This is a genomic window from Caenimonas terrae, assembly GCF_042655405.1.
Classification (GTDB): Bacteria; Pseudomonadota; Gammaproteobacteria; order Burkholderiales; family Burkholderiaceae_C; genus Ramlibacter; species Ramlibacter terrae_A.
This window is the reverse complement of the sequence record NZ_JBHSMF010000009.1, coordinates 107,854-128,811: the sequence shown is the minus strand read 5'-3', so window position 1 is coordinate 128,811 and position 20,958 is coordinate 107,854. Positions and strand designations below refer to the sequence as shown.

Here is a 20,958-nt window from a genome sequence, read left to right as displayed (position 1 = left end):
AAGCCTAGCCGGCGCCCGAGTGGGTGGCGCCCGTGAACCGGCGTTCGTCCGCGAACCATTGCAGCACCGGCACCGTGCCGGGCAACACCGGAGCCACCTGCACCGGCAGCGTTTCCCAGGCGAAGGCCTGGCCTTCGTGCATCTGCAGCTCGCCCTGCCAGTCGAACACCTTGCAGAAATTCAGCCGCACCAGCGCATGGGGATAGTCCACCCGCTCGACCTTCCACGGATGCACCGCGCCGATGGTGAGGCCGATCTCCTCGTGCAATTCGCGCCGCAGCGCCTGCTCCACGGTTTCGCCGGCCTCGACCTTGCCGCCCGGAAATTCCCAGTAGCCCTCGTAGACCTTGCCCGGCGGACGCGACGTCAGCAGGAAGGCGCCGTCCGGGCGCAGCAGCACGCCGACGGCCACCTCCACCTCCTTGCGGTCCGGCCCACCCTCGCGCGGCCGCTCGCCGTGCGCCACCAGCACCGGCTTGTTCACGAAGGCCGGGCGGCGCCGGGCGGCGCCACGGCGCCCGAGGAGGGGCTGGCATTCCTGCCGGCGTAGTCGCGGGCGAACTGGTAGGCCACGCGGCCGCTGCGCGAGCCGCGCTCCAGCGCCCACACCAGCGACTCGGCCCGGGCCGCCTCGATGCTGGCCGGCGTCACGCCGAACGAGGAGAGCCATTGCGCCGTGATGGCCAGGTATTCGTCCTGGCTGAAGGGATAGAAGCTCACCCACAGGCCGAAGCGCTCCGACAGCGAGATCTTCTCTTCGACCACCTCGCCCGGATGCACCTCGCCGTCGTCGGTGTGGGTGTAGCTCAGGTTCTCCTTCATGTACTCGGGCAGCAGGTGGCGCCGGTTGCTGGTGGCGTAGATCAGCACGTTGGGCGTGGACGCCGCCACCGAGCCGTCCAGGATCGACTTGAGCGCCTTGTAGCCCGGCTCGCCGTCCTCGAAGCTCAGGTCGTCGCAGAACACGATGAACTTCTCGGCGCGCCCGGCGACCACGTCGACGATGTCCGGCAGGTCCGTCAGGTCGGCCTTGTCCACCTCGATCAGCCGCAGGCCCTGCGACGCGTATTCGTTCAGGCAGGCCTTGATCAGCGAGGACTTGCCGGTGCCGCGGGCGCCCGTGAGCAGCACGTTGTTGGCCGGCTGGCCCTGCACGAACTGCAGCGTGTTGCGCTGGATCTTCTCCTTCTGCGGCTCGATTTCCTTCAGGTTGCCCAGGCGGATGTCGGCGACGTGGCGCACCGGCTCCAGCGCGCCGTGGCCCGAGGAGCGCTTGCGGTAGCGCCAGGCGATCGACTGGCTCCAGTCGGGGGACGTGAGCGGTTGCGGCAGCACTGCCTCGATGCGCGCCAGCAGCTGGGTGGCGCGCTCGATCAGCAGCTCGAATTTGTCGTTCATGAGCGGTAGTCGGCGTTGATGGTGACGTAATCGTGGCTGAAGTCGCAAGTCCACACGGTGTCCGCCACGCTGCCGCGGCCCAGCACCACGCGCACGGTGATCTCGCTTTGCTTCATCACGCGCTGGCCGTCCTCCTCGCGGTAGGCCGGGTTGCGCCCGCCGTTGACGGCCACGTGCACGTCGTCCAGGTACAGGTCGATCTTGGTCTGGTCCAGGTCGGCGATGCCGGCGTAGCCGACCGCGGCCAGGATCCGGCCGAGATTGGGGTCGCTGGCGAAGAAGGCGGTTTTCACCAGCGGCGAATGCGAGATCGCATAGGCGACCTTCAGGCACTCCTCGGTGCTGGCGCCGCCCTCCACCCGCACGGTGATGAACTTGGTCGCGCCCTCGCCGTCACGCACGATGGCCTGCGCCAGCTGGCGCGCGACCTCCAGCATGGCGGCCTTGAGCGCCTTGGCGGCCGCGCTGTCCAGCGACGTGATCTCGGCGTGCGCCGCCTTGTTGGTGGCGATGACCACGAACGAATCGTTGGTGGAGGTGTCGCCGTCCACCGTCACCCGGTTGAAGGAGCCGTCGGCCAGCTCGCGCGCCAGCTGCTGCATCAGGCCCTGCGCCACCCGGGCGTCGGTGGCCATGAAGCCGAGCATGGTCGCCATGTTGGGCCGGATCATGCCGGCGCCCTTGCTGATGCCGGTGACGCAGACGAGCGCGCCGTCGATGCTGACCTGCGTGCTGAACGCCTTGGGCTGCGTGTCCGTGGTCATGATGCCCTCGGCGGCCCGCAGCCAGTGGTCCGGCTTCGCATCGGCGATGGCGGCGGGCAGGCCGGCCTCGATCCGGTCCACGGGCAGCGACTCCATGATCACGCCGGTGGAAAACGGCAGCACCTGCTCGGGCGCCAGCTCCAGTTGCGCGGCCAGCGCAGTGCAGGTGGCTCGCGCGCGCGCCAGACCGTCCTGGCCGGTGCCGGCGTTGGCATTGCCGGTGTTGATGACCATCGCGCGGATGCTGCCGCGCAGCAGGTGCTCGCGGCAGACCTGCACCGGCGCGGCGCAGAAGCGGTTCTGCGTGAACACGCCGGCGACCGACGCGCCTTCGTCGATCAGCACGACGGTGAGGTCCTTGCGGTTGGCCTTGCGGATGCCGGCCTCGGCCACGCCGATGCGCACGCCTGGAACCGGATGGAGGTTGCCGGCCTGCGGCACGGACAGATTGACAGCCATGGAAACTCGTTGGTTGGGGGAAGAACTTGAAAAGCGCGCGCTCAGCCCTGGCGCCACGGCAGGCCGTGGAAGCGCCAGCCGCCCTTGAGGCCGCGATGGCCCTGGTCGTCGGCGTCGCCCTCGAAGCCTTCGAGGATGTTGTAGGCCTCCAGCCCCAGTTCGGTGGCGCGCCTGGCGGCCGCGATGGAACGCACGCCGCTGCGGCATAGCAGCACGGCCTTCTTGCCGGCCGGCACCGCGGCCTTGATGCCCTCGTCGAAGGCCGGATTGACCGCCATGCCGGGCCACTGCTTCCAGGCCAGCGGCACGGCGCCGGGAACGAAGCCGACCCAGTCGCGTTCGGCGTCGGTGCGCACGTCGACCAGCACGGCATCGCCCTGCTGCCACCACTGCCAGGCCAGTTGCGGCGTCACGTCGCCGGCGTAGCCGTCGGCGGGCCTGGCCTCGGCGGCGGGGCTGGGGGTCGGATTGTGGTGTTGCATGGCCCGATTCTGCCAGCCTTGGCAGCACCGCAAGCCATGCAGCAGGGCGCGGTCAGACGATCTTGACGCTCAGGTTCGGCAGTCCGTCGATGTGCATCTCGATCACGTCGCCGCGCACCACCGGCCCGACGTTGGCCGGCGTGCCCGAGTAGATGATGTCGCCCGGGAACAGCTCGAAGGCCTCGGACAGCTTGGCGACCTGCTCGGCCACCGACCAGATCATCTGGTCCAGGTTGGCGTTCTGTTTGAGCTGGCGGTTGACCTTGAGCCAGATCGCGCCCTTGGTGAAGTGGCCGGTCTGGGCCACCTTGTGGATCGGCCCCAGCGGCGCCGAATGGTCGAAGCTCTTGCCGATCTCCCACGGCTTCTTCTCGTTGCCCATGGCCTGCTGCAGGTCGCGCCGGGTCATGTCCAGCCCCAGCGTATAGCCCCAGACGTGCTCCAGCGCCGTGCCGATCGGGATGTTGCGGCCGCCCTTGCCGATGGCGGCGACCAGTTCCGCCTCGTAGTGGTAGTTCTTCGTCAGCGGCGGATAGGGATGGTCCGGCATGGTTCCGATCGCCACGTTCTGCACGGCGTCGGACGGCTTCTGGAAGAAGAACGGCGGCTCGCGCGTCGGGTCAGAGCCCATCTCGCGCGAGTGGGCGGCGTAGTTGCGGCCGATGCAGTAGATGCGGCGCACCGGGAACATCTCGTCCGACCCCACCACCGGGATGTAGGTGGACGCCACCGCGAACGGCGTGCGGGCCGCGCCCTGCACCCCCGCCGGCGCCGCGCAACCCGCGAGCGCGCCCGCCGCCGCCGCAGCGGCCGTGCCGTGGAAAAAATTCCTTCTGTCCATGTTTGTCTCCTAGTGCTGCCGAGTGGACCGTGGATCGGCCGGCGTCGCGTTGGTGGAAACCCTCTTCCTGATGGGAACCTGACTGCCGAAAGATCGCGTGCTGACGATTATTCATTAACCCAGGAGACCAGCATGAGCCAAAGCCAAACCCCTCGCCGCCGCACCCTGCTCAAGGGCGCAGCCGTCGCTGCGGGTGCAATGTCTGCGCCGATGGTTGCGGTCGCACAGACCACGTCGTTCCGCTTCCAGAGCACCTGGCCGGCCAAGGACATCTTCCACGAGTACGCCAACGACTTCGCCAAGAAGGTCAACGACATGGCGGGCGGGCGGCTGAAGATCGAGGTGCTGCCCGCCGGCGCGGTGGTGCCGGCCTTCCAGCTGCTGGAGGCGGTGAACAAGGGCACGCTCGACGGCGGCCACGGCGTGGTGGCGTACCACTATGGCAAGAATTCGGCGCTGGCGATCTGGGGCTCGGGCCCGGCCTTCGGCCTGGACTCCAACCTGGTGCTGGCCTGGCATTACTACGGCGGCGGCAAGGCGCTGCTCGACGAGATCTACAAGTCGATCAACATGGACGTGGTGTCCTACCTGTACGGCCCGATGACGGTGCAACCGCTGGGCTGGTTCAAGAAGCCGGTCGCCAGGGTGGAGGACATGAAGGGCCTGAAGTTCCGCACCGTGGGCCTGGCGGTGGACATGTTCACCGAGATGGGCACCTCGGTGAACCCGCTGCCCGGCGGCGAGATCGTGCCGGCGCTGGACCGCGGCCTGATCGACGCGGCCGAATTCAACAACGCCTCCAGCGACCGGGTGCTGGGCTTTCCCGACGTGGTCAAGAACTGCATGCTGCAAAGCTGGCACCAGAGCGGCGAGCAGTTCGAGATCCTGTTCAACAAGGCCAAGTACAACGCGCTGCCGGCGGAACTCAAGTCGATCATCGACTACGCGGTGCAGGCCTCCAGCGCCGACATGAGCTGGAAGCACGCTGACCGCAACGCCAAGGACTACGAGGAAATGAAGAAGCAGGGCATCAAGTTCTACAAGACGCCCGACGCGGTGCTGCGCGCGCAACTCGTCGCGTGGGACAAGACCGTGGCCAAGAAGGCCGCCGAAAACCCGCTGTTCAAGAAGGTGATGGACTCGCAGCGGGCCTTCGCCCAGCGCGTGGGCCAGTGGCACAACGACTACACCATCGACTTCAAGACGGCCTACAACCATTACTTCGCATCCGGCAAGAAGGCCTGACATCCCTCCAACCCGGAAAACCAGCCGGCCGGGCGCTGCCCGGGGGCTGGTTTTGTTTTGACAGCGTTACCCCGGCGGCACCATGAACGTTCAACGGCTTCTCCACACGGCCGACCTGATCAGCACCTGGATCGGCAAGGCCTTCGCATGGCTGATCGTGGCGCTGATGCTGCTGGTCTGCATCGAGGTCTTCAAGCGCTACATCCTGAACGCACCGACCGCCTGGATCTACGACGCCAGCAACATGATGTACGGCACCCTGTTCATGATGGCGGGCGCCTACACGCTGGCGCAGGACGGCCACGTGCGGGGCGACTTCCTGTACGGGAGCATGCCGCCGCGCCGGCAGGCCAGCCTGGACCTGGTGCTGTATTTCCTGTTCTTCCTGCCCGGCATCGTCGCCCTGACCTGGGCCGGCTGGAGCTACTACCAGGACTCGCTGGCCATGCATGAACAGACGTTCAATGCCACGCCGCTGCCGCTGTACCCCTTCAAGTTCGTCATCCCGCTGTCCGGCGCCATCGTGCTGATGCAGGGCGTGGCCGAGATCATCCGCTGCATCGTGTGCATCAGGACCGGGCAATGGCCGCCCCGGCTGAAGGACGCGGAGGAGGCCGATGTGGTGGCGCAGCAGCTGGCCGCCAGCGAATACGTCGACGAGGAATCGCGCCAGCTCGCCATCGAGAAGTCCAAGGGCATGAAAGGTTAACAATGAGCAATGCCGCACTTGGAATGACGATGCTGGGGCTCATCGTCGTGGTCATCATGATGGGCTTCCCGACCGCCTTCACCCTGATGGGGTTGGGCATGATGTTCGGCTTCGTCGCCTTCTACGACCCGGCCCAGCATTTCTGGAGCAACCGGATCTTCGACCTGATGGTGCAGCGCGCCTTCGGCGCGATGACCAACGAGACGCTGCTGTCGATCCCGCTGTTCGTGCTGATGGGCTATGTGATGGAACGGGGCGCGCTGGTGGACAAGATGTTCCACGCCGTGCAGTTCGCGTTCCGCCGCGTCCCCGGCTCGCTGGCGGTCACCACCCTGATCATCTGCACCTTCTGGGGCATCGCCAGCGGCCTGGTCGGCGCCGTCGTGGTCCTGATGGGCGTGATCGCGATGCGGCCGATGCTCAACGCCGGCTACGACACGCGGCTGGCGGCCGGCGTGATCACCGCTGGCGGCACGCTGGGCATCCTGATCCCGCCGTCCGTGATGATCATCGTCTACGCGGCGGTGGCCGGGCAATCGGTGGTCAAGCTGTACGCGGCGGCGATGTTCCCCGGCTTCTTCCTGGCCCTGCTTTACCTCATCTACATCATCGCCTGGGTCCTGATCAATCCCAAGATCGCCCCCAAGCTGCCGCCGGCGCAGATGGTGGTACCGGTGCGGCCGTGGGTGGCGCACATCGCCAGCAGCTACGGCCCGCGCATGCTGCCCGCCCTGCTGGCCGCCGTCGCCTCGCCGGCCCGGGCCCTGCGCCCGCCCGCGGGCGTCGAACCGGTGCGCTGGAGCCGGCTGGCGTCCAGCCTGCTGAAGTCGCTGGTGCCGGTGCTGCTGGCCGCGGTCACGCTCGGCGCGATCTGGTGGTACGTGGTGATCCACTCACAGGAGGACAACCTCGCCGCCACCCAGCCGGTGGCGCAGGCCGAGAAGCTGGCGGCGACGGCGCCCGCAGCGAGCGTGCCGGCCTCCGTGGCGGCGCCGGAACCGGCGGGCGGATTGCAGGAGCCTCCCGGTGCCGGCGAGCTGCAGGAACCGCCCGGTTCGGCCGGCGTCCAGGAGCCTCCGGGCAGCGAATCCGCGCCGCCGTCCGCCTCCGCGTCGGTCGACGAGCCGCTCAAGCAGTTCGGCGATCCGTCGGCGGTCGATCCCGCGCACGAAGTGACCGTGCCGCAGGCGTTCTACATCGGCTTCTGGATCGCCTGCGGGCTCACGCTGCTGCTGCTGGGCCTGTATTACTGGAAGTTCGACGCCGAGCAGTTCGAGATCCTGGGCATGCTGATCACCTCGGTGATGCCGCTGGCCATCCTGACTTTCGTCGTGCTTGCCGTGATCCTGTTCGGCATCACCACCGCCACCGAATCGGCGGCGGTGGGCGCCGCCGGCGCCTTCCTGATGGCCTGGCAGGCCAGGACGCTGGATTTCCAGAAGATCAAGGAGGCCGTGTTCCTCACCGCCAAGACCACCGCGATGGTCTGCTGGCTGTTCGTCGGCTCGGCCCTGTTCTCGGCCGTGTTCGCGCTGCTGGGCGGCCAGAGCGTGGTGGAGAACTGGGTGCTGTCGATGAACCTGACGCCGCTGCAGTTCCTGCTGGTGTCGCAGGCCATCATCTTCATCCTGGGCTGGCCGCTGGAGTGGACCGAGATCATCGTGATCTTCGTGCCGATCTTCCTGCCGCTGCTGCAGCACTTCCAGATCGACCCGATCCTGTGGGGCGTGCTGGTGTTCGTCAACCTGCAGGCGGCATTCCTGTCGCCGCCGGTGGCGATGTCGGCCTTCTACCTCAAGGGCGTGTCGCCGTCGCACGTGACCATCAACCAGATTTTTGCGGGCATGATGCCGTACATGTTGATCGTGATCCTGTGCATGGTCTTCATGTACGTCTGGCCCGGCATGACGCTGTGGCTGCCCAAGTACCTCTACGGCGGCTGAGCCGCGCAAGCAATGACCAAGGCCAGTCCCCGCCGCAAGACCGACCCGCTGCCGCCATGGCAGCCGCGCAGCAAGGAGGGCAAGCCGGTGGACCTGTCGAAGTTCGACCCCGGCGCCAAGCCGTTTTCCAGCGGCGACAAGGGCAGGGACAAGGAGAAGGTCGAGGCCCTGGCGCTGGAGATCGACGTGCTGCAGGACATGCTGTACGCGGACCGGCGCTTCAAGGTGCTGGTGGTGCTGCAGGGGATGGATGCGGCCGGCAAGGACGGCACCATCCGCGGGGTGTTCAGCCGCGTCAGCCCGCTGGGCACCGACACCATCGGCTGGAAGGCTCCCACTCCGGCGGAGCGGGCCCACGATTTCCTCTGGCGCATCCACCAGAGCGTGCCCGGCGCCGGCCAGCTGATGATCTTCAACCGCAGCCATTACGAAGACGTGCTGGTGCCGGTGGTGCAGGGCACGCTGTCCGCGCAGCAGACGCAGCAGCGCTTTCGCCAGATCAACGACTTCGAGCGGCTGCTGGCGGAGACCGGCACGGTGATCCTGAAATTCATGCTGCACCTCAGCCCCGACGAACAGCGCCAGCGCCTGCAGGAGCGCATCGACGACCCCGGCAAGGCCTGGAAATTCCTGCCCGGTGACCTGGAGGTGCGCCGGCACTGGAGCGACTACATGGCCGCCTACGGCGCGCTGCTGGGCGCCACCAGCACCGAGCTGGCGCCCTGGACCGTGGTGCCGGCCGATTCCAAGACCCACCGCAACCTGATGGTCGCCACGGTGGTGCGCGACAAGCTGGCCTCGCTGGGGCTGCGCTACCCGCCGCCCGACCCCGCGATCAAGGGCGTGAAGGTGGTCTGACGGCTCGGGCAGCGATTGACGTTTACGTCAACGTCAAGTAAGGTCGCGGCTTAAGATTGCCAAGCCGCCGGCTGCCGCGCCGGCGCGTCCCGGAGACATCCCATGACCGACCTGTCCGCCGAATTCAAGGCGCTCGCGAACTACCGCCCCACCCACAAGGTGCGCTTCGTCACCGCCGCCAGCCTGTTCGACGGCCACGACGCGGCGATCAACATCATGCGGCGCATCCTGCAGGGCATGGGCGCGGAGGTGATCCACCTGGGCCACAACCGCAGCGTGGACGAAGTGGTGACGGCGGCGCTGCAGGAAGACGTGCAGGGCATCGCCATCAGCTCCTACCAGGGCGGGCACGTGGAGTACTTCAAGTACATGGTGGACCTGCTGCGCCAGCGCGGCGGCGAGCACATCCAGGTGTTCGGCGGCGGCGGCGGCGTGATCGTGCCGCCGGAGATCCGCGAGCTGCACAGCTATGGCGTGGCCCGGATCTACAGCCCGGAAGACGGACAGCGCATGGGCCTGGCCGGAATGATCGGCGAGATGGTGATGCGCTGCGACAAGGACCTGTCGGGCTACTCCAAGCAGGACCTCGGCGCGATCCAGGGCAACGGCGAGCTGAACTGGCGCGCCCTGGCGCAGCTGATCACCGCCATCGAGAACGGCGTGCTGCGCGCCGACGTGGTGCAGGAACTGCGGGCCCAGGCCGCGCGCAAGAAGGTCGCGGTGCTCGGCATCACCGGCACCGGCGGCGCCGGCAAGTCGTCGCTGACCGACGAACTGATCCGCCGCCTGCGGCTGGACCAGGACGATAGCCTGCGGGTAGCGGTGATCTCGATCGACCCCTCGCGCCGCAAGAGCGGTGGCGCCCTGCTGGGCGACCGCATCCGGATGAACGCCATCGGCCCGTGGGGCAAGGGCCAGCGGGTCTTCATGCGCAGCCTGGCCACGCGCGACTTCGGCAGCGAGATCTCCGCCGCCCTGCCCGACGTGATCGCCGCCTGCAAGCTGGCCGGCTTCGACCTGATCGTGGTCGAGACCTCGGGCATCGGGCAGGGCGACGCCGCCATCGTGCCGCACGTCGACATCCCGCTGTACGTGATGACGCCGGAATTCGGCGCCGCCAGCCAGCTGGAAAAGATCGACATGCTGGACTTCGCCGAATTCGTGGCGATCAACAAGTTCGACCGCAAGGGCTCGCTGGACGCGCTGCGCGACGTCGCCAAGCAGGTGCAGCGCAACAAGGAAGCCTGGACCACGGCGCCCGACCAGATGCCGGTGTTCGGCACCATGGCGGCGCGCTTCAACGACGACGGCGTCACCGCGCTGTACCAGGCGCTCAAGCCGCGGCTGGCCGAACTCGGCGTGCCGATCAAGGACGGCCGGCTGCCGCCGGTGACGGTGCGCCACAGCACCAACCAGACGCCGGTGGTGCCGGCGGCGCGCACCCGCTACCTGGCCGAGATCAGCGACACCGTGCGCGGCTACAAGAAGCGCGCCAAGGAGCAATCCACCCTGGCGCGCGAAGTGCAGCAGCTCAAGGAAGCGGCGCGCATGCTCAAGGTCGACAAGCCGGACCGGGCGCCGGCCGCCGAAGCGGCGCTGGACCTGGCCGGCCAGCGCAAGGCCCGGATGGACAAGGATGCCCTGCACCTGCTGCAGCAGTGGCCCGACATGCAGAAGGCCTACGGCGGCGACGAGTACGTGGTGAAGATCCGCGACAAGGAGATCCGCACCGCGCTCACCACCAAGTCGCTGTCCGGCACCACCATCCGCAAGGTCTGCCTGCCGCAGTACGAAGACCACGGCGAGATCCTCAAGTGGCTGATGCTGGACAACGTGCCTGGCAGCTATCCGTACACCGCCGGCACCTTCGCCTTCAAGCGCGAGGGCGAGGACCCGACCCGCATGTTCGCCGGCGAGGGCGACGCCTTCCGCACCAACACCCGCTTCAAGCTGCTCAGCTCCGGCATGGAGGCCAAGCGGCTGTCCACCGCCTTCGACTCGGTCACGCTGTACGGCAACGACCCGGACCCGCGGCCGGACATCTACGGCAAGGTCGGCAACTCGGGCGTCTCGATCGCCACGCTGGACGACATGAAGGTGCTGTATTCCGGCTTCGACCTGTGCAGCCCGTCGACCTCCGTGTCCATGACGATCAACGGCCCGGCGCCGACCATCCTGGCGATGTTCATGAACACCGCCATCGACCAGAACCTGGACAAGTTCGTCGCCGACAACGGCCGCGAGCCGACCGACACCGAGGCAGCCAAGATCCGCGAGTGGGTGCTGGCCAACGTGCGCGGCACGGTGCAGGCCGACATCCTGAAGGAAGACCAGGGCCAGAACACCTGCATCTTCTCCACCGAGTTCAGCCTGAAGGTGATGGGCGACATCGCCCAGTACTTCGTGCACCACAACGTGCGCAACTTCTATTCGGTCTCGATCTCGGGTTATCACATCGCGGAGGCGGGGGCCAATCCGATCAGCCAGCTGGCCTTCACCCTGTCCAACGGCTTCACCTTTGTCGAGGCCTACCTGGCGCGCGGGATGCACGTGGACGACTTCGCGCCCAACCTGTCTTTCTTCTTCTCCAACGGCATGGACCCGGAATACACCGTGATGGGCCGGGTGGCGCGCCGGATCTGGGCGGTGGCCATGAAGGAAAAGTACGGCGCCAACGAACGCAGCCAGAAGCTCAAGTACCACATCCAGACCTCGGGCCGCAGCCTGCACGCGCAGGAGATCCAGTTCAACGACATCCGCACCACGCTGCAGGCGCTGATCGCGATCTACGACAACTGCAACTCGCTGCACACCAACGCCTTCGACGAGGCGATCACCACCCCGACCGAGGACAGCGTGCGGCGCGCGATGGCGATCCAGCTGATCATCAACCGCGAATGGGGCCTGGCCAAGAACGAGAACCCGAGCCAGGGCGCCTTCATCATCGAGGAGTTGACGCAGCTGGTGGAAGAAGCGGTGCTGACCGAATTCGAACGCATCGCCGAGCGCGGCGGCGTGCTCGGCGCGATGGAAACCGGCTACCAGAGGGGCCGGATCCAGGACGAGTCGATGCACTACGAGATGCTCAAGCACACCGGCGAGCTGCCGATCGTGGGCGTGAACACCTTCCGCAACCCGCACGGCGACGCCGTGCAGGACAAGCTGGAGCTGGCCCGCTCCACCGACGAGGAAAAGCAGGGGCAGCTGCGGCGGCTGCAGGAATTCCACGCCCGCCATGCCGGCGAGGCCCCGGCCATGCTCAAGCGGCTGCAGCAGGCGGTGATCGACAACCGCAACGTGTTCGAGGTGCTGATGGACGCGGTGCGGGTCTGCTCGCTGGGCCAGATCACCCATGCACTGTTCGAAGTCGGCGGCCAATACCGGCGCAACATGTGAGCGTCGGCTGCGCGTCAGATTCTGACAGCATCGCCGCCGGCCTGCGGGTCCGCGCAACTACCTAGGGCTTTACCCACTATCGCAGTGCAACAACGATCCCTAGGATTCGCCATCTTTGCCCGGACCCCCCGGGCCCACGGAGTGCGATGCCGCAGGAGCGCGATTTGCCAGCTGAGTTCATCCTCGAGACGACAGGCCTGACCAAGGAGTTCAAGGGCTTCGTCGCGGTCAACAACGTCGACCTGAAGGTGCGCCGCGGCCACATCCACGCGCTGATCGGCCCCAATGGCGCCGGCAAGACCACGTTCTTCAACCTGCTGACCAAGTTCCTGCACCCGACCTCGGGCACCATCACCTTCAACGGCGCCGACATCACCCAGGAGCGGCCGGCCCAGACGGCGCGCCGCGGGATCGTGCGCTCGTTCCAGATCTCGGCGGTCTTCCCGCACATGACGGTGCTGGAGAACGTCCGCACCGCGCTGCAGCGCAACCTGGGCAACTCCTTCCATTTCTGGAAGCCCGAAAGCACGCTGGCGCCGCTGCACGGGCGGGCCCGCGAGCTGCTGGCGACCGTCGGCCTGCAGGACTACGCCGACGAAATGACGGTGAACCTGCCGTACGGCCGCAAGCGCGCGCTGGAGCTGGCCACCACCATGGCGCTGGAGCCCGAACTGATGCTGCTGGACGAACCGACCCAGGGCATGGGCCACGAGGACGTCAGCCGCGTCACCGCGCTGATCAAGAAAATTTCCGCTGGCCGCACCATCCTGATGGTGGAACACAACATGAACGTCGTGTCCTCGATCGCGGATCGCATCACCGTGCTGCAGCGCGGCGCCATCATCGCCGACGGTCCCTACGCCGAGGTGTCCGCCAACCCGCTGGTGATCGAGGCCTACATGGGCACCTCCGACGCGGCGCTGCAGGGGGCCCATTGATGGTCCATGAGCTCCTGCGCATCGACGGCCTGAACGCCTGGTACGGCGAATCCCACATCCTGCACGGCGTCGACCTGACGGTGAACGAAGGCGAGGTGGTCTGCCTGCTGGGGCGCAACGGCTCCGGCCGCACCACCACCCTGCGCGCGATCGTCGGCATGACCGGCGCGCGCACCGGCTCGATCCGCATCAAGGGCCAGGAAGCGATCAAGCTGGCGCCGCACAAGGTGGCGCGGCTGGGCGTGGGCTACTGCCCCGAGGAACGCGGCATCTTCGCCAGCCTGTCGGCCGAGGAAAACCTGATGCTGCCGCCGGTGATCGGCGCAGGCGGCATGAGCGTGGCCGAGGTCTACGACATGTTCCCGAACCTGAAGGAGCGCGCCGCCAGCCCCGGCACCCGGCTGTCCGGCGGCGAGCAGCAGATGCTGGCAGTGGCGCGCATCCTGCGCACGGGCGCCCGGCTGCTGCTGCTGGACGAGATCTCGGAAGGCCTGGCGCCGGTGATCGTGCAGAAGCTGGCCGAGATGATCCGCACGCTCAAGGCCAAGGGCTACACCATCGTCCTGGTGGAACAGAACTTCCGCTTCGCGGCGCCGCTGGCCGACCGCTTCTACGTGATGGAGCATGGAAAGATCGTGCAGCAGTTCGCCCAGGGCGAGCTGGCTTCGCGGATGGACATGCTGCATGAATTCCTCGGTGTCTAGCGTCACTTCCCTTTGTTCATTTAAGGAGACAAGCATGAAATATCTTTCCAGAACCGCGCTGTTCATGGCGCTTGCAGCCGCCTTTGCCGCCCCCGCCGCGATGGCCGCGGCCAACGAAGTCGTCATCGGCGACATCGACGACATGTCCGGCGTCTACGCGGACGTGATCGGCCAGGGTGGCGTCGAAGCCGCCAAGATGGCGATCGCCGATTTCGGCGGCTCCGTCCTCGGCAAGAAGATCGTGTTCCTGTCGGCCGACCACCAGAACAAGCCGGACCTGGGCGCCTCCAAGTTCCGCGAGTGGGCCGACCAGAACGGCGCCACCATGATCCTGGGCGGCTCCAACACCGGCGTGTCGCTGGGCATGGCCAAGGTGGCGGCGCAGAAGAAGGTGCCGTTCATCGCGATCGGCGCCGCCGGCGCCTCGCTGACCAACCAGGATTGCACGCCCTACACCATCCATTACGCCTACGACACCACGTCGCTGGCCAACGGCACGGCCAGCGCGATCGTCAAGGAAGGCGGCAAGAGCTGGTACTTCCTGACCGCCGACTACGCCTTCGGCACCCAGCTGCGCGATGCGGCCACCAGCGTGGTGACGGCCAACGGCGGCAAGTCGCTGGGCGAGGTGCGGGTGCCGCTGGGCGCCAGCGACTTCTCCTCCTTCCTGCTGCAGGCCCAGGGCTCTGGCGCCCAGGTGCTGGGCCTGGCCAACGCCGGCCAGGACTTCACCAACTCGCTGAAGGCGGCGCAGGAGTTCGGCATCACCAAGAAGATGAAGCCCGCAGCGCTGCTGGCCTTCATCAGCGACATCCACAGCCTGGGGCTGAAGACCGCCCAGGGCCTGTACCTGACCACCGGCTGGTACTGGGACCTGAGCCCCGAGACCCGCGCCTGGGCCAAGCGCTACTTCAACATCATGAAGAAGGAGCCGACCATGAACCAGGCGGCCTACTACTCGGCCACCCTGCACTACCTGAACGCCGTCAAGGCCGTCGGCAGCACGGATGCGGACAAGGTGATGGCGCAGATGAAGAAGGACAAGATCAACGACATGTTTGTCAAGGGCGGCTACGTGCGCGCCGACGGCGTCATGATCCATCCGATGTACGTGATGCAGGTGAAGACCCCGGCCGAGTCCAAGTACCCGTGGGATTACTACAAGGTGATCAAGACGATGCCGGGCGAGGAAGCCTTCGGCCCGATCACCGGCCAGTGCCCGTTCGCCAAGAAGTGACGGTTCGTGGCGGGGCCGCCGCAGCGGCGCCCCGCCACTTTCAAGCGGCGACCAATCTCACATGACCGAAATCTTCGGCTACCCCATCCCCGTGATCCTGGGCCAGCTGATGCTGGGCCTGGTCAACGGCTCCTTTTACGCCATGCTCAGCCTCGGGCTGGCGGTGATCTTCGGCCTGCTGGGCGTCGTCAACTTCGCCCACGGCGCGTTTTACATGCTGGGCGCCTTCGCCGCCCTGATCGGCCTGGAAACCTTCGGCATCAACTACTGGCTGGCACTGGTGCTCGCGCCCATCGTCGTCGGCGCCTTCGGCATGGTGATCGAGCGGCTGCTGCTGCGCCCGCTCTACAAGCTCGATCCGCTGTACGGCCTGCTGCTGACCTTCGGCCTGGCCCTGATCTTCGAAGGCCTGATGCGGGAGCGTTTCGGCTCCTCCGGCCAGACCTATGCCGTGCCGGACGCGCTGCAGGGTGTGTTCAACCTCGGATTCATGATCCTGCCGATCTACCGGGCCTGGGTGATCGTCGCCTCCATCACCGTCTGCCTGGTCACCTGGTTCGTCATCGAGCGCACCCGGCTGGGCGCCACGCTGCGGGCGGCCACCGAGAACCCGCGCCTGGTGCAGGCCTTCGGCATCAACGTTCCCACCATGGTCATGCTCACCTACGGCGCCGGCATCGGGCTGGCGGCGCTGGCCGGCGTGCTGTCCGCGCCGGTGATCCAGGTCTCTCCGCTGATGGGATCGTCGCTGGTGGTGGTGGTGTTCGCCGTGGTCGTCATCGGCGGCATGGGCTCGATCCTGGGTGCCATCGTCAGCGGGCTCGCGCTCGGCATGGTCGAGGGCTTCACCAAGGTCATCTACCCGGAAGCGTCCAACATCGTGGTCTTCGTCATCATGGCGATCGTGCTGGTGCTGCGGCCCGCCGGCCTGTTCGGCAGGGAGTAGGCAATGTCACGACCCCTTCTCGCCCTCTACGCGGTGCTGGTGCTGGCCGGGCTGGTGATGCCCTGGCTGGGCGTGTACCCGGTGTACCTGATGACGCTGTACTCGTTCGCGATCTTCGCCTGCGCGTTCAACCTCCTGCTCGGGTACGGCGGCATGCTTTCCTTCGGCCATGCGGCCTACTTCGGCCTGGGCTCCTACGTCACCAGCTGGCTGGTGACCGGACCGCACTGGGGCACGCTGCCCGCGATCGCGATGGGCATGCTGGCCGCGCTGGTCGCCGGCCTGCTGATCGGCCTGCTGGCGATCCGGCGCTCCGGCATCTACTTCGCCATGATCACGCTGGCGCTGGGGCAGCTGGTGTACTTCGTCTGCCTGCAGGCGCCGTTCACCGGCGGCGAGAACGGGATCCAGGGCGTGCCGCGCGGCACGCTGCTGGGGCTGGTCTCCCTGCGCAACGACATGGTCATGTATTACCTGGTGTTCGGCCTGCTGATCGCCGTGTTCCTGGCGATCCGGCGCATCGTGTCGTCGCCGTTCGGCCAGGTGCTCAAGGCGATCCGCGAGAACGAGCCGCGGGCCGTGTCCCTGGGCTACGACGTGGACCGCTACAAGCTGCTGGTGTTCGCGCTGTCCGCTGCCCTGGCAGGGCTGGCCGGCTCGCTCAAGGCGCTGGTGCTGGGCTTCGCCACCTTGACGGACGTGCTGCAGGCCACCTCGGGCGAGGTGATCCTGATGACGCTGCTGGGCGGCGCCGGGACCTTCCTGGGCCCGATCGTCGGCGCCGGCATCGTGGTCACGCTGCAGGACATGCTGTCGGACCGGGTCGGTTCCTGGGTCACCGTGATCATCGGCGCCATCTTCGTGGTCTGCGTGCTGGCCTTCCGCAAAGGCGTGGTCGGCGAACTGCAGGCCTGGCTCGAGCGGCGCCGGGCCCGCGCCGCGGCCTGAGCCGGCGGGTTTCAGCGGCCCACCGCCGCCATCAGCTCGGAGACCGGAACCATCCTGCCGTGCAGCGGCAGGATCCGGTCGACGTCGAGCTTGAGCCGCTCGATGTTGCGCACCAGGTTCAGGTTGTTCGGATTGACCTGCGCCGGTCGGGGCGCATTCGGCGGTCCGGGCGTGTATTCGTCGGCCAGGATCAGCAGGCGCTCCTTCGGCAACCAGACCATCGCGTAGCCCTGCGCGTGGAAGCTGTCGCCGATCAGATGGATCTCGACCTGCCGGGTCTCGTCCCCGATGCGGTGCAGGGGCGCGGCCGCCGGCACCAGCACTGCCTGCCTGCCGGACGCGGCCAGCGCATCCGGGCTGATCGTGTTCGGATTGGCCAGCACGCGGCGGAACCAGCCGGCCGAGGGCTCGCTCACCACCAGAGCCACTCCTTGCGCCGCTGCGGCGCGCAAGCCGCCCGCGTGGTCGAAGTGGTGATGGGAATTGATGACGGAGCGCACCTGCTTGCCGGGCACCAGCCGGTTGGCCTGCGCCAGCACCGCCTGCGCGCGGCCGTCGTAGAGCGGGCTTTCGACCAGCAGGATGTGGTCCTTCATCTCGATGGCGACGCTGTTGTGCGAGCCCCCCGCCAGGAACCACACGCCATCCGCCGCCTTCTCCACGGTGACAGTCTCGGTGAACGCGGCGACCGACGCCGGGGTCTCGATCGCCACCGGGGCATTCGGGACGACCTCGGTCACGTCCAGTTCCAGCACGTTGAAGCCGCCCTGGTCCTGCACGATGCGGGCGGGGAACTTGATGCCGCCGTGATCCCGGTAATTCGAGTAGCGCGTCACCACCCGCGTGTCGCCGATCACCGGATTGGGCTGCACCGAATCGACCCGCTCCACCATCCCGTCGGCGCCGATCCACACTGTCGCCCGGAACCGCCCCGGCTCGGTGAAGGTGACCAGCGACTTGCCCTCTTCGGTGCGGACCGTGCCGCCATTCTTCAGGGCCGCCTTGATCACGCCGTGCGGCGTCGTCCACAGGTCGTGGATGCGGCCGTCCAGCGCCACCGGCGCGGCGCTGGCCGCCGTGCCGGCCAGGTTCCATGCCGAAGTGCCGCGCACCAGGCCGACCGCGCGCTGGTCGCCCATTCCCAGCGGCGGCAGCGCACCGCCTCCGGTCGATTGCGTTCGTGTGCGCACGAACTCCTCGCGCATCGCCGCGTTGGCGTAGTCGATGTCGCGCGAAAAGGCCATGTACGCCACGCGCGGCCACGCCTGCTCGGGAATGAAGGCCTGGCCGAAGATGCCGCCTGCCCCGCGGCCGGCGTAGCGCAGGGTCTGCAGCTTGCCGGCGCCCATCGCGCGGTCCGATTGCTCCAGCACTGCGCGTGCATCCCGCTCGGTGGTGGCACACGCCGCCAGCAGCGTCGCCGCTGCCGCGCCAAGCATCAGGGCCCGGCGGGTGTCGTTCAATTTCATGGTCACTCCATTGGTCACAAACGGGCGGAATCGTAGCGCCCGCCGGATCAGCTGTCATGCAGGTGATTGCCAAGGGCCACCGTGAGGCTACGCTGGGGCCCTCATTCCAGGAGCCCCCATGAAAGACCTCTTCTCGCTGCAGGGCCGCGTCGCGCTCGTCACCGGCGGCTCGCGCGGCATCGGCCGCATGATCGCCAGCGGCCTGCTGGCCCACGGCGCGAAGGTGTACATCTCCTCGCGCAAGGCCCAGGCCTGCGACCAGACCGCCAGCGAGCTGTCGGCGCTGGGGCCGTGCATCTCGCTGCCGGCCGACGTGTCGACCGTCGAAGGCGCGCGCGGCCTGGCAGCCGCCCTGGCCGCGCGCGAGCCGGCGCTGGACATCCTGGTGAACAACGCCGGCGCGGCCTGGGGCGAGAGCTTCGACACCTTTCCCGAAAAGGGCTGGGACAAGGTGATGGACCTGAACCTGAAGTCGCCGTTCTTCCTGACCCAGGCGCTGCACGAACAGCTCAAGGCCGCGGGCAGGCTCAGGCCGGCCAAGGTGATCAACGTCGCCTCCATCGACGGCATCTCGGTCAACCCGCAGGAGACCTATTCGTATGCGGCCAGCAAGGCCGGCCTGATCCACCTGATCAAGCGCATGGCGCTGCGGCTGGTGCAGGACAACATCGTGGTCAGCGGCATCGCGCCGGGCGCGTTCGCCTCGGAGATGAACCGGATCGCGCGCGACCACGCGGAAGAAACGGCCAGGCGCATCCCGGCCGGGCGCATCGGCATCGACGAGGACATGGCCGGCGTGGCGGTCTACCTGGCCTCGCGCGCCGGCGACTACGTGGTGGGCCAGACCATCGTGGTCGACGGCGGCGTCACGCTGGCCCGCGGCTAGAGGTCTGCCGCGCCAGTTGTCAGAACTTGAGCGTGCCCAGGTCGTAGTTCTGCGGCCCGCGGCTGGCGATCTTCAGCGCCCCGATCTGGTTGCCCAGCGCCGCGCACTTGCGCAGGTCCCAGCCCTGCTCCAGCCCGTACAGCAGCGCGCCGCGCCAGGCGTCGCCGCAGCCGGTGGGATCGACCACTTCCCTGGCCTTGACCGGCGGCACCACCGTCTTTTCGCCGCCGACCCAGACTTCGCAGCCCTCGGCGCCCAGCGTCACCACCAGGCCCTGGACCCGGCGCGAGATCTCGGCGTTCGACAGGCCGGTGCGGTCGCACAGCATCTTGCCCTCGTAGTCGTTGACCGTGACCCAGCTGGCCTGGTCGACGAAGGCGGCGAGTTCGGTGCCGTCGAACATCGGCAGGCCCTGGCCCGGGTCGAACACGAAGGGGATGTCGGCCGCCTTGAACTGCGCCGCGTGCTGCAGCATCGCGTCGCGGCCGTCCGGCGAGATGATGCCCAGCCGGATGTCGCTGCGGGCGGCGATCTTGGTGCGGTGCGCCTGCATCATCGCGCCCGGATGGAAGGCGGTGATCTGGTTGTTGTCGCGGTCCGTCATGATCATCGCCTGCGCCGTGTAGGTGTCATGCACCTGGCTGACGAATTCGGTGCTGATGCCCTGGCCCTTGAGGCGCTCGACGTACTCGGTGCCGTCGCTGCCGACGGTGGCCATCGGCAGCGGCCGCCCGCCCAGCAGCTTGTGGGCGTAGGCGATATTGCCGGCGCAGCCGCCGAAGTCGCGCCGCAGCGCCGGCACCAGGAAGGACACGTTGAGGATGTGAAGCTGGTCCGGCAGGATCTGCTCGGAAAAACGGCCCTCGAACGTCATGATGGTGTCGAAGGCCAGGGAGCCACAAATCACTGCTGCCATTGGGAAGAACCTCGGGGAAAAAGTTGGGTCAGGGATAGAAGGCCAGCAGCCGGTAGCCGGCGATGCGGCTGGCGCTGGAATCGGCCGCCACCGAGACGGCGACGGTGCTGCTCGATTCGCCGGCCGGCGCCAGCACCGCCGCCGCGCCGACGTCGCGCGGCGCCAGCACGCTGCGGATCACGGGCTGGTCCTGGGAATCGGTCAGCGTCAGCTCGATCGAAGGCATCGCCACCGGCATCGCAGCCTGGTTGCGCAGGCTGAAGCTCAACCGGTACACGTCGCTGCGCAGCCGGTTGAACGAAGAACTGTCGACCACGATGGCGTCGATCTGCCGGGGCGGCTGGATCTCGCAGTGCAGCGGACCGCACAGCAGCTGCAGCCAGGGCCGCAGCCGCGGCTGCGTGGCCGCCAGCTTGTCGCGCTCCTGCACCGCGTATTGCAGCGCCAGCAGGCCGGCCAGCGCCAGCAGGACGAGCACCAGCAGCGTCCGCACCAGCGGCCGCTTCCACAGGGCCTGGCGGCGCGCCTTGCGGACGAAGGAAACGCTGTCCAGGTCGGGCTCTTCCGCTTCGATCCGCGATTCGCGCGGCAGCTGCGAGTCGTGCACCTCGGACGGAAACCAGGGATACAGCGGCGGCGCCACGATGCTGTCCGGGTCGTCGGCGGAGGAGCGCTCCGGCGCCGGTGCAGGGGCGGCGATCGGCCGCGCCGCCACGGGCGGCGGCACTGCGGCGGCCGGGGCCGGCGTGGCGATCGACGGCGCGGGCGGCGCGGGCGGCGCTGGCGGCGCTGGCGGTGCCGACGGCTCCGGCTCCGGCT

19 protein-coding genes are annotated in these 20,958 nt (G+C 67.7%); 11 read left to right on the top strand and 8 right to left on the bottom strand.

Annotated elements, in window-relative coordinates:
• Positions 1-4: 4 nt before the first annotated feature.
• The 5 genes from ACFPOE_RS14265 to ACFPOE_RS14245 are packed head-to-tail and all read right to left on the bottom strand — an operon-like array spanning position 5 to position 3,944.
• Complete coding sequence (locus ACFPOE_RS14265) at positions 5-484, bottom strand: NUDIX domain-containing protein (protein ID WP_376850793.1); 480 nt, start codon at positions 482-484, stop codon at positions 5-7.
• Positions 481-1,398: an ATP-binding protein gene (locus tag ACFPOE_RS14260; protein WP_376850792.1), complete on the bottom strand. Its 918-nt coding sequence runs from the start codon at positions 1,396-1,398 to the stop codon at positions 481-483. Before ACFPOE_RS14260 ends, ACFPOE_RS14265 begins: the two co-directional genes overlap by 4 nt.
• A complete protein-coding gene (gene argJ / locus ACFPOE_RS14255; protein WP_376850791.1) occupies positions 1,395-2,621 on the bottom strand; it encodes a bifunctional glutamate N-acetyltransferase/amino-acid acetyltransferase ArgJ in 1,227 nt (408 codons plus the stop codon). The genes ACFPOE_RS14260 and argJ overlap by 4 nt, the downstream gene beginning before the upstream one ends.
• A gap of 41 nt (positions 2,622-2,662) precedes the next feature.
• Positions 2,663-3,103 carry a rhodanese-like domain-containing protein gene (locus ACFPOE_RS14250; RefSeq protein ID WP_376850790.1) on the bottom strand — a complete coding sequence of 147 codons (441 nt, stop codon included), beginning with the start codon at positions 3,101-3,103 and terminating at the stop codon, positions 2,663-2,665.
• Positions 3,104-3,155: 52 nt separating this feature from the next.
• Positions 3,156-3,944: a fumarylacetoacetate hydrolase family protein gene (locus ACFPOE_RS14245; RefSeq protein ID WP_376850789.1), complete on the bottom strand. Its 789-nt coding sequence runs from the start codon at positions 3,942-3,944 to the stop codon at positions 3,156-3,158.
• A gap of 132 nt (positions 3,945-4,076) precedes the next feature.
• Here ACFPOE_RS14245 and ACFPOE_RS14240 point away from each other — a divergent pair, with 132 nt between their 5' ends.
• The 10 genes from ACFPOE_RS14240 to ACFPOE_RS14195 all read left to right on the top strand — a co-directional run bounded on the left by ACFPOE_RS14240 (position 4,077) and on the right by ACFPOE_RS14195 (position 16,868).
• Positions 4,077-5,189 (top strand): TRAP transporter substrate-binding protein, encoded by a 1,113-nt coding sequence (locus ACFPOE_RS14240; RefSeq protein WP_376850788.1) that lies wholly within the window; start codon positions 4,077-4,079, stop codon positions 5,187-5,189.
• Positions 5,190-5,271: 82 nt separating this feature from the next.
• Positions 5,272-5,898 (top strand): TRAP transporter small permease subunit, encoded by a 627-nt coding sequence (locus ACFPOE_RS14235; RefSeq protein WP_376850787.1) that lies wholly within the window; start codon positions 5,272-5,274, stop codon positions 5,896-5,898.
• A gap of 2 nt (positions 5,899-5,900) precedes the next feature.
• Entirely contained in the window at positions 5,901-7,841 is a 1,941-nt protein-coding gene (locus ACFPOE_RS14230) for a TRAP transporter large permease (protein WP_376850786.1), read from the top strand.
• A 12-nt stretch (positions 7,842-7,853) separates the two neighbouring features.
• On the top strand, positions 7,854-8,699 hold the full coding sequence (locus tag ACFPOE_RS14225; protein WP_376850785.1) for a PPK2 family polyphosphate kinase: 846 nt from the start codon (positions 7,854-7,856) through the stop codon (positions 8,697-8,699).
• A gap of 102 nt (positions 8,700-8,801) precedes the next feature.
• Complete coding sequence (gene icmF, locus ACFPOE_RS14220) at positions 8,802-12,095, top strand: fused isobutyryl-CoA mutase/GTPase IcmF (protein WP_376850784.1); 3,294 nt, start codon at positions 8,802-8,804, stop codon at positions 12,093-12,095.
• Positions 12,096-12,259: 164 nt separating this feature from the next.
• The gene (locus ACFPOE_RS14215) at positions 12,260-13,033 is read left to right on the top strand and encodes an ABC transporter ATP-binding protein (RefSeq protein ID WP_376850783.1); all 774 of its coding nucleotides are present in this window, start codon (positions 12,260-12,262) and stop codon (positions 13,031-13,033) included.
• Entirely contained in the window at positions 13,033-13,737 is a 705-nt protein-coding gene (locus ACFPOE_RS14210; protein ID WP_376850782.1) for an ABC transporter ATP-binding protein, read from the top strand. Before ACFPOE_RS14215 ends, ACFPOE_RS14210 begins: the two co-directional genes overlap by 1 nt.
• Before the next feature lie 34 nt (positions 13,738-13,771).
• A complete protein-coding gene (locus ACFPOE_RS14205; RefSeq protein WP_376850781.1) occupies positions 13,772-14,974 on the top strand; it encodes an ABC transporter substrate-binding protein in 1,203 nt (400 codons plus the stop codon).
• A gap of 61 nt (positions 14,975-15,035) precedes the next feature.
• Positions 15,036-15,920, top strand: a complete 885-nt coding sequence (locus ACFPOE_RS14200) for a branched-chain amino acid ABC transporter permease (protein WP_376850780.1) — start codon at positions 15,036-15,038, stop codon at positions 15,918-15,920.
• 3 nt (positions 15,921-15,923) lie between these two features.
• Positions 15,924-16,868 carry a branched-chain amino acid ABC transporter permease gene (locus tag ACFPOE_RS14195; RefSeq protein WP_376850779.1) on the top strand — a complete coding sequence of 315 codons (945 nt, stop codon included), beginning with the start codon at positions 15,924-15,926 and terminating at the stop codon, positions 16,866-16,868.
• Between the two features lie 11 nt (positions 16,869-16,879).
• On the opposite strand, the gene ACFPOE_RS14190 is transcribed toward ACFPOE_RS14195, so the two are convergent.
• Positions 16,880-18,337, bottom strand: a complete 1,458-nt coding sequence (locus ACFPOE_RS14190; protein ID WP_376850778.1) for an MBL fold metallo-hydrolase — start codon at positions 18,335-18,337, stop codon at positions 16,880-16,882.
• A 118-nt stretch (positions 18,338-18,455) separates the two neighbouring features.
• Between ACFPOE_RS14190 and ACFPOE_RS14185 the strand changes: the two genes are divergently transcribed.
• Positions 18,456-19,223: an SDR family oxidoreductase gene (locus ACFPOE_RS14185; protein ID WP_376850777.1), complete on the top strand. Its 768-nt coding sequence runs from the start codon at positions 18,456-18,458 to the stop codon at positions 19,221-19,223.
• A 19-nt stretch (positions 19,224-19,242) separates the two neighbouring features.
• Here ACFPOE_RS14185 and ACFPOE_RS14180 read toward each other — a convergent pair whose 3' ends face one another.
• Both ACFPOE_RS14180 and ACFPOE_RS14175 read right to left on the bottom strand, forming a co-directional pair.
• A complete protein-coding gene (locus ACFPOE_RS14180; RefSeq protein ID WP_376850776.1) occupies positions 19,243-20,139 on the bottom strand; it encodes a carbohydrate kinase family protein in 897 nt (298 codons plus the stop codon).
• A 28-nt stretch (positions 20,140-20,167) separates the two neighbouring features.
• Positions 20,168-20,958, bottom strand: a 791-nt coding sequence (locus tag ACFPOE_RS14175; RefSeq protein ID WP_376850775.1) for a DUF3426 domain-containing protein, incomplete at its 5' end; no start/stop codon positions are given.

Excerpts from the sequence above, each read along its gene's own strand:
- ACFPOE_RS14225 (WP_376850785.1), top strand. The coding sequence starts at position 7,854 with ATGACCAAGGCCAGTCCCCGCCGCAAGACCGACCCGCTGCCGCCATGG.
- argJ (WP_376850791.1), bottom strand. The coding sequence starts at position 2,621 with ATGGCTGTCAATCTGTCCGTGCCGCAGGCCGGCAACCTCCATCCGGTT.
- ACFPOE_RS14210 (WP_376850782.1), top strand. The coding sequence starts at position 13,033 with ATGGTCCATGAGCTCCTGCGCATCGACGGCCTGAACGCCTGGTACGGC.
- ACFPOE_RS14200 (WP_376850780.1), top strand. The coding sequence starts at position 15,036 with ATGACCGAAATCTTCGGCTACCCCATCCCCGTGATCCTGGGCCAGCTG.
- ACFPOE_RS14235 (WP_376850787.1), top strand. The coding sequence starts at position 5,272 with ATGAACGTTCAACGGCTTCTCCACACGGCCGACCTGATCAGCACCTGG.
- ACFPOE_RS14185 (WP_376850777.1), top strand. The coding sequence starts at position 18,456 with ATGAAAGACCTCTTCTCGCTGCAGGGCCGCGTCGCGCTCGTCACCGGC.
- ACFPOE_RS14250 (WP_376850790.1), bottom strand. The coding sequence starts at position 3,103 with ATGCAACACCACAATCCGACCCCCAGCCCCGCCGCCGAGGCCAGGCCC.
- ACFPOE_RS14205 (WP_376850781.1), top strand. The coding sequence starts at position 13,772 with ATGAAATATCTTTCCAGAACCGCGCTGTTCATGGCGCTTGCAGCCGCC.
- ACFPOE_RS14195 (WP_376850779.1), top strand. The coding sequence starts at position 15,924 with ATGTCACGACCCCTTCTCGCCCTCTACGCGGTGCTGGTGCTGGCCGGG.
- ACFPOE_RS14190 (WP_376850778.1), bottom strand. The coding sequence starts at position 18,337 with ATGAAATTGAACGACACCCGCCGGGCCCTGATGCTTGGCGCGGCAGCG.
- ACFPOE_RS14230 (WP_376850786.1), top strand. The coding sequence starts at position 5,901 with ATGAGCAATGCCGCACTTGGAATGACGATGCTGGGGCTCATCGTCGTG.
- icmF (WP_376850784.1), top strand. The coding sequence starts at position 8,802 with ATGACCGACCTGTCCGCCGAATTCAAGGCGCTCGCGAACTACCGCCCC.
- ACFPOE_RS14240 (WP_376850788.1), top strand. The coding sequence starts at position 4,077 with ATGAGCCAAAGCCAAACCCCTCGCCGCCGCACCCTGCTCAAGGGCGCA.
- ACFPOE_RS14260 (WP_376850792.1), bottom strand. The coding sequence starts at position 1,398 with ATGAACGACAAATTCGAGCTGCTGATCGAGCGCGCCACCCAGCTGCTG.
- ACFPOE_RS14180 (WP_376850776.1), bottom strand. The coding sequence starts at position 20,139 with ATGGCAGCAGTGATTTGTGGCTCCCTGGCCTTCGACACCATCATGACG.
- ACFPOE_RS14245 (WP_376850789.1), bottom strand. The coding sequence starts at position 3,944 with ATGGACAGAAGGAATTTTTTCCACGGCACGGCCGCTGCGGCGGCGGCG.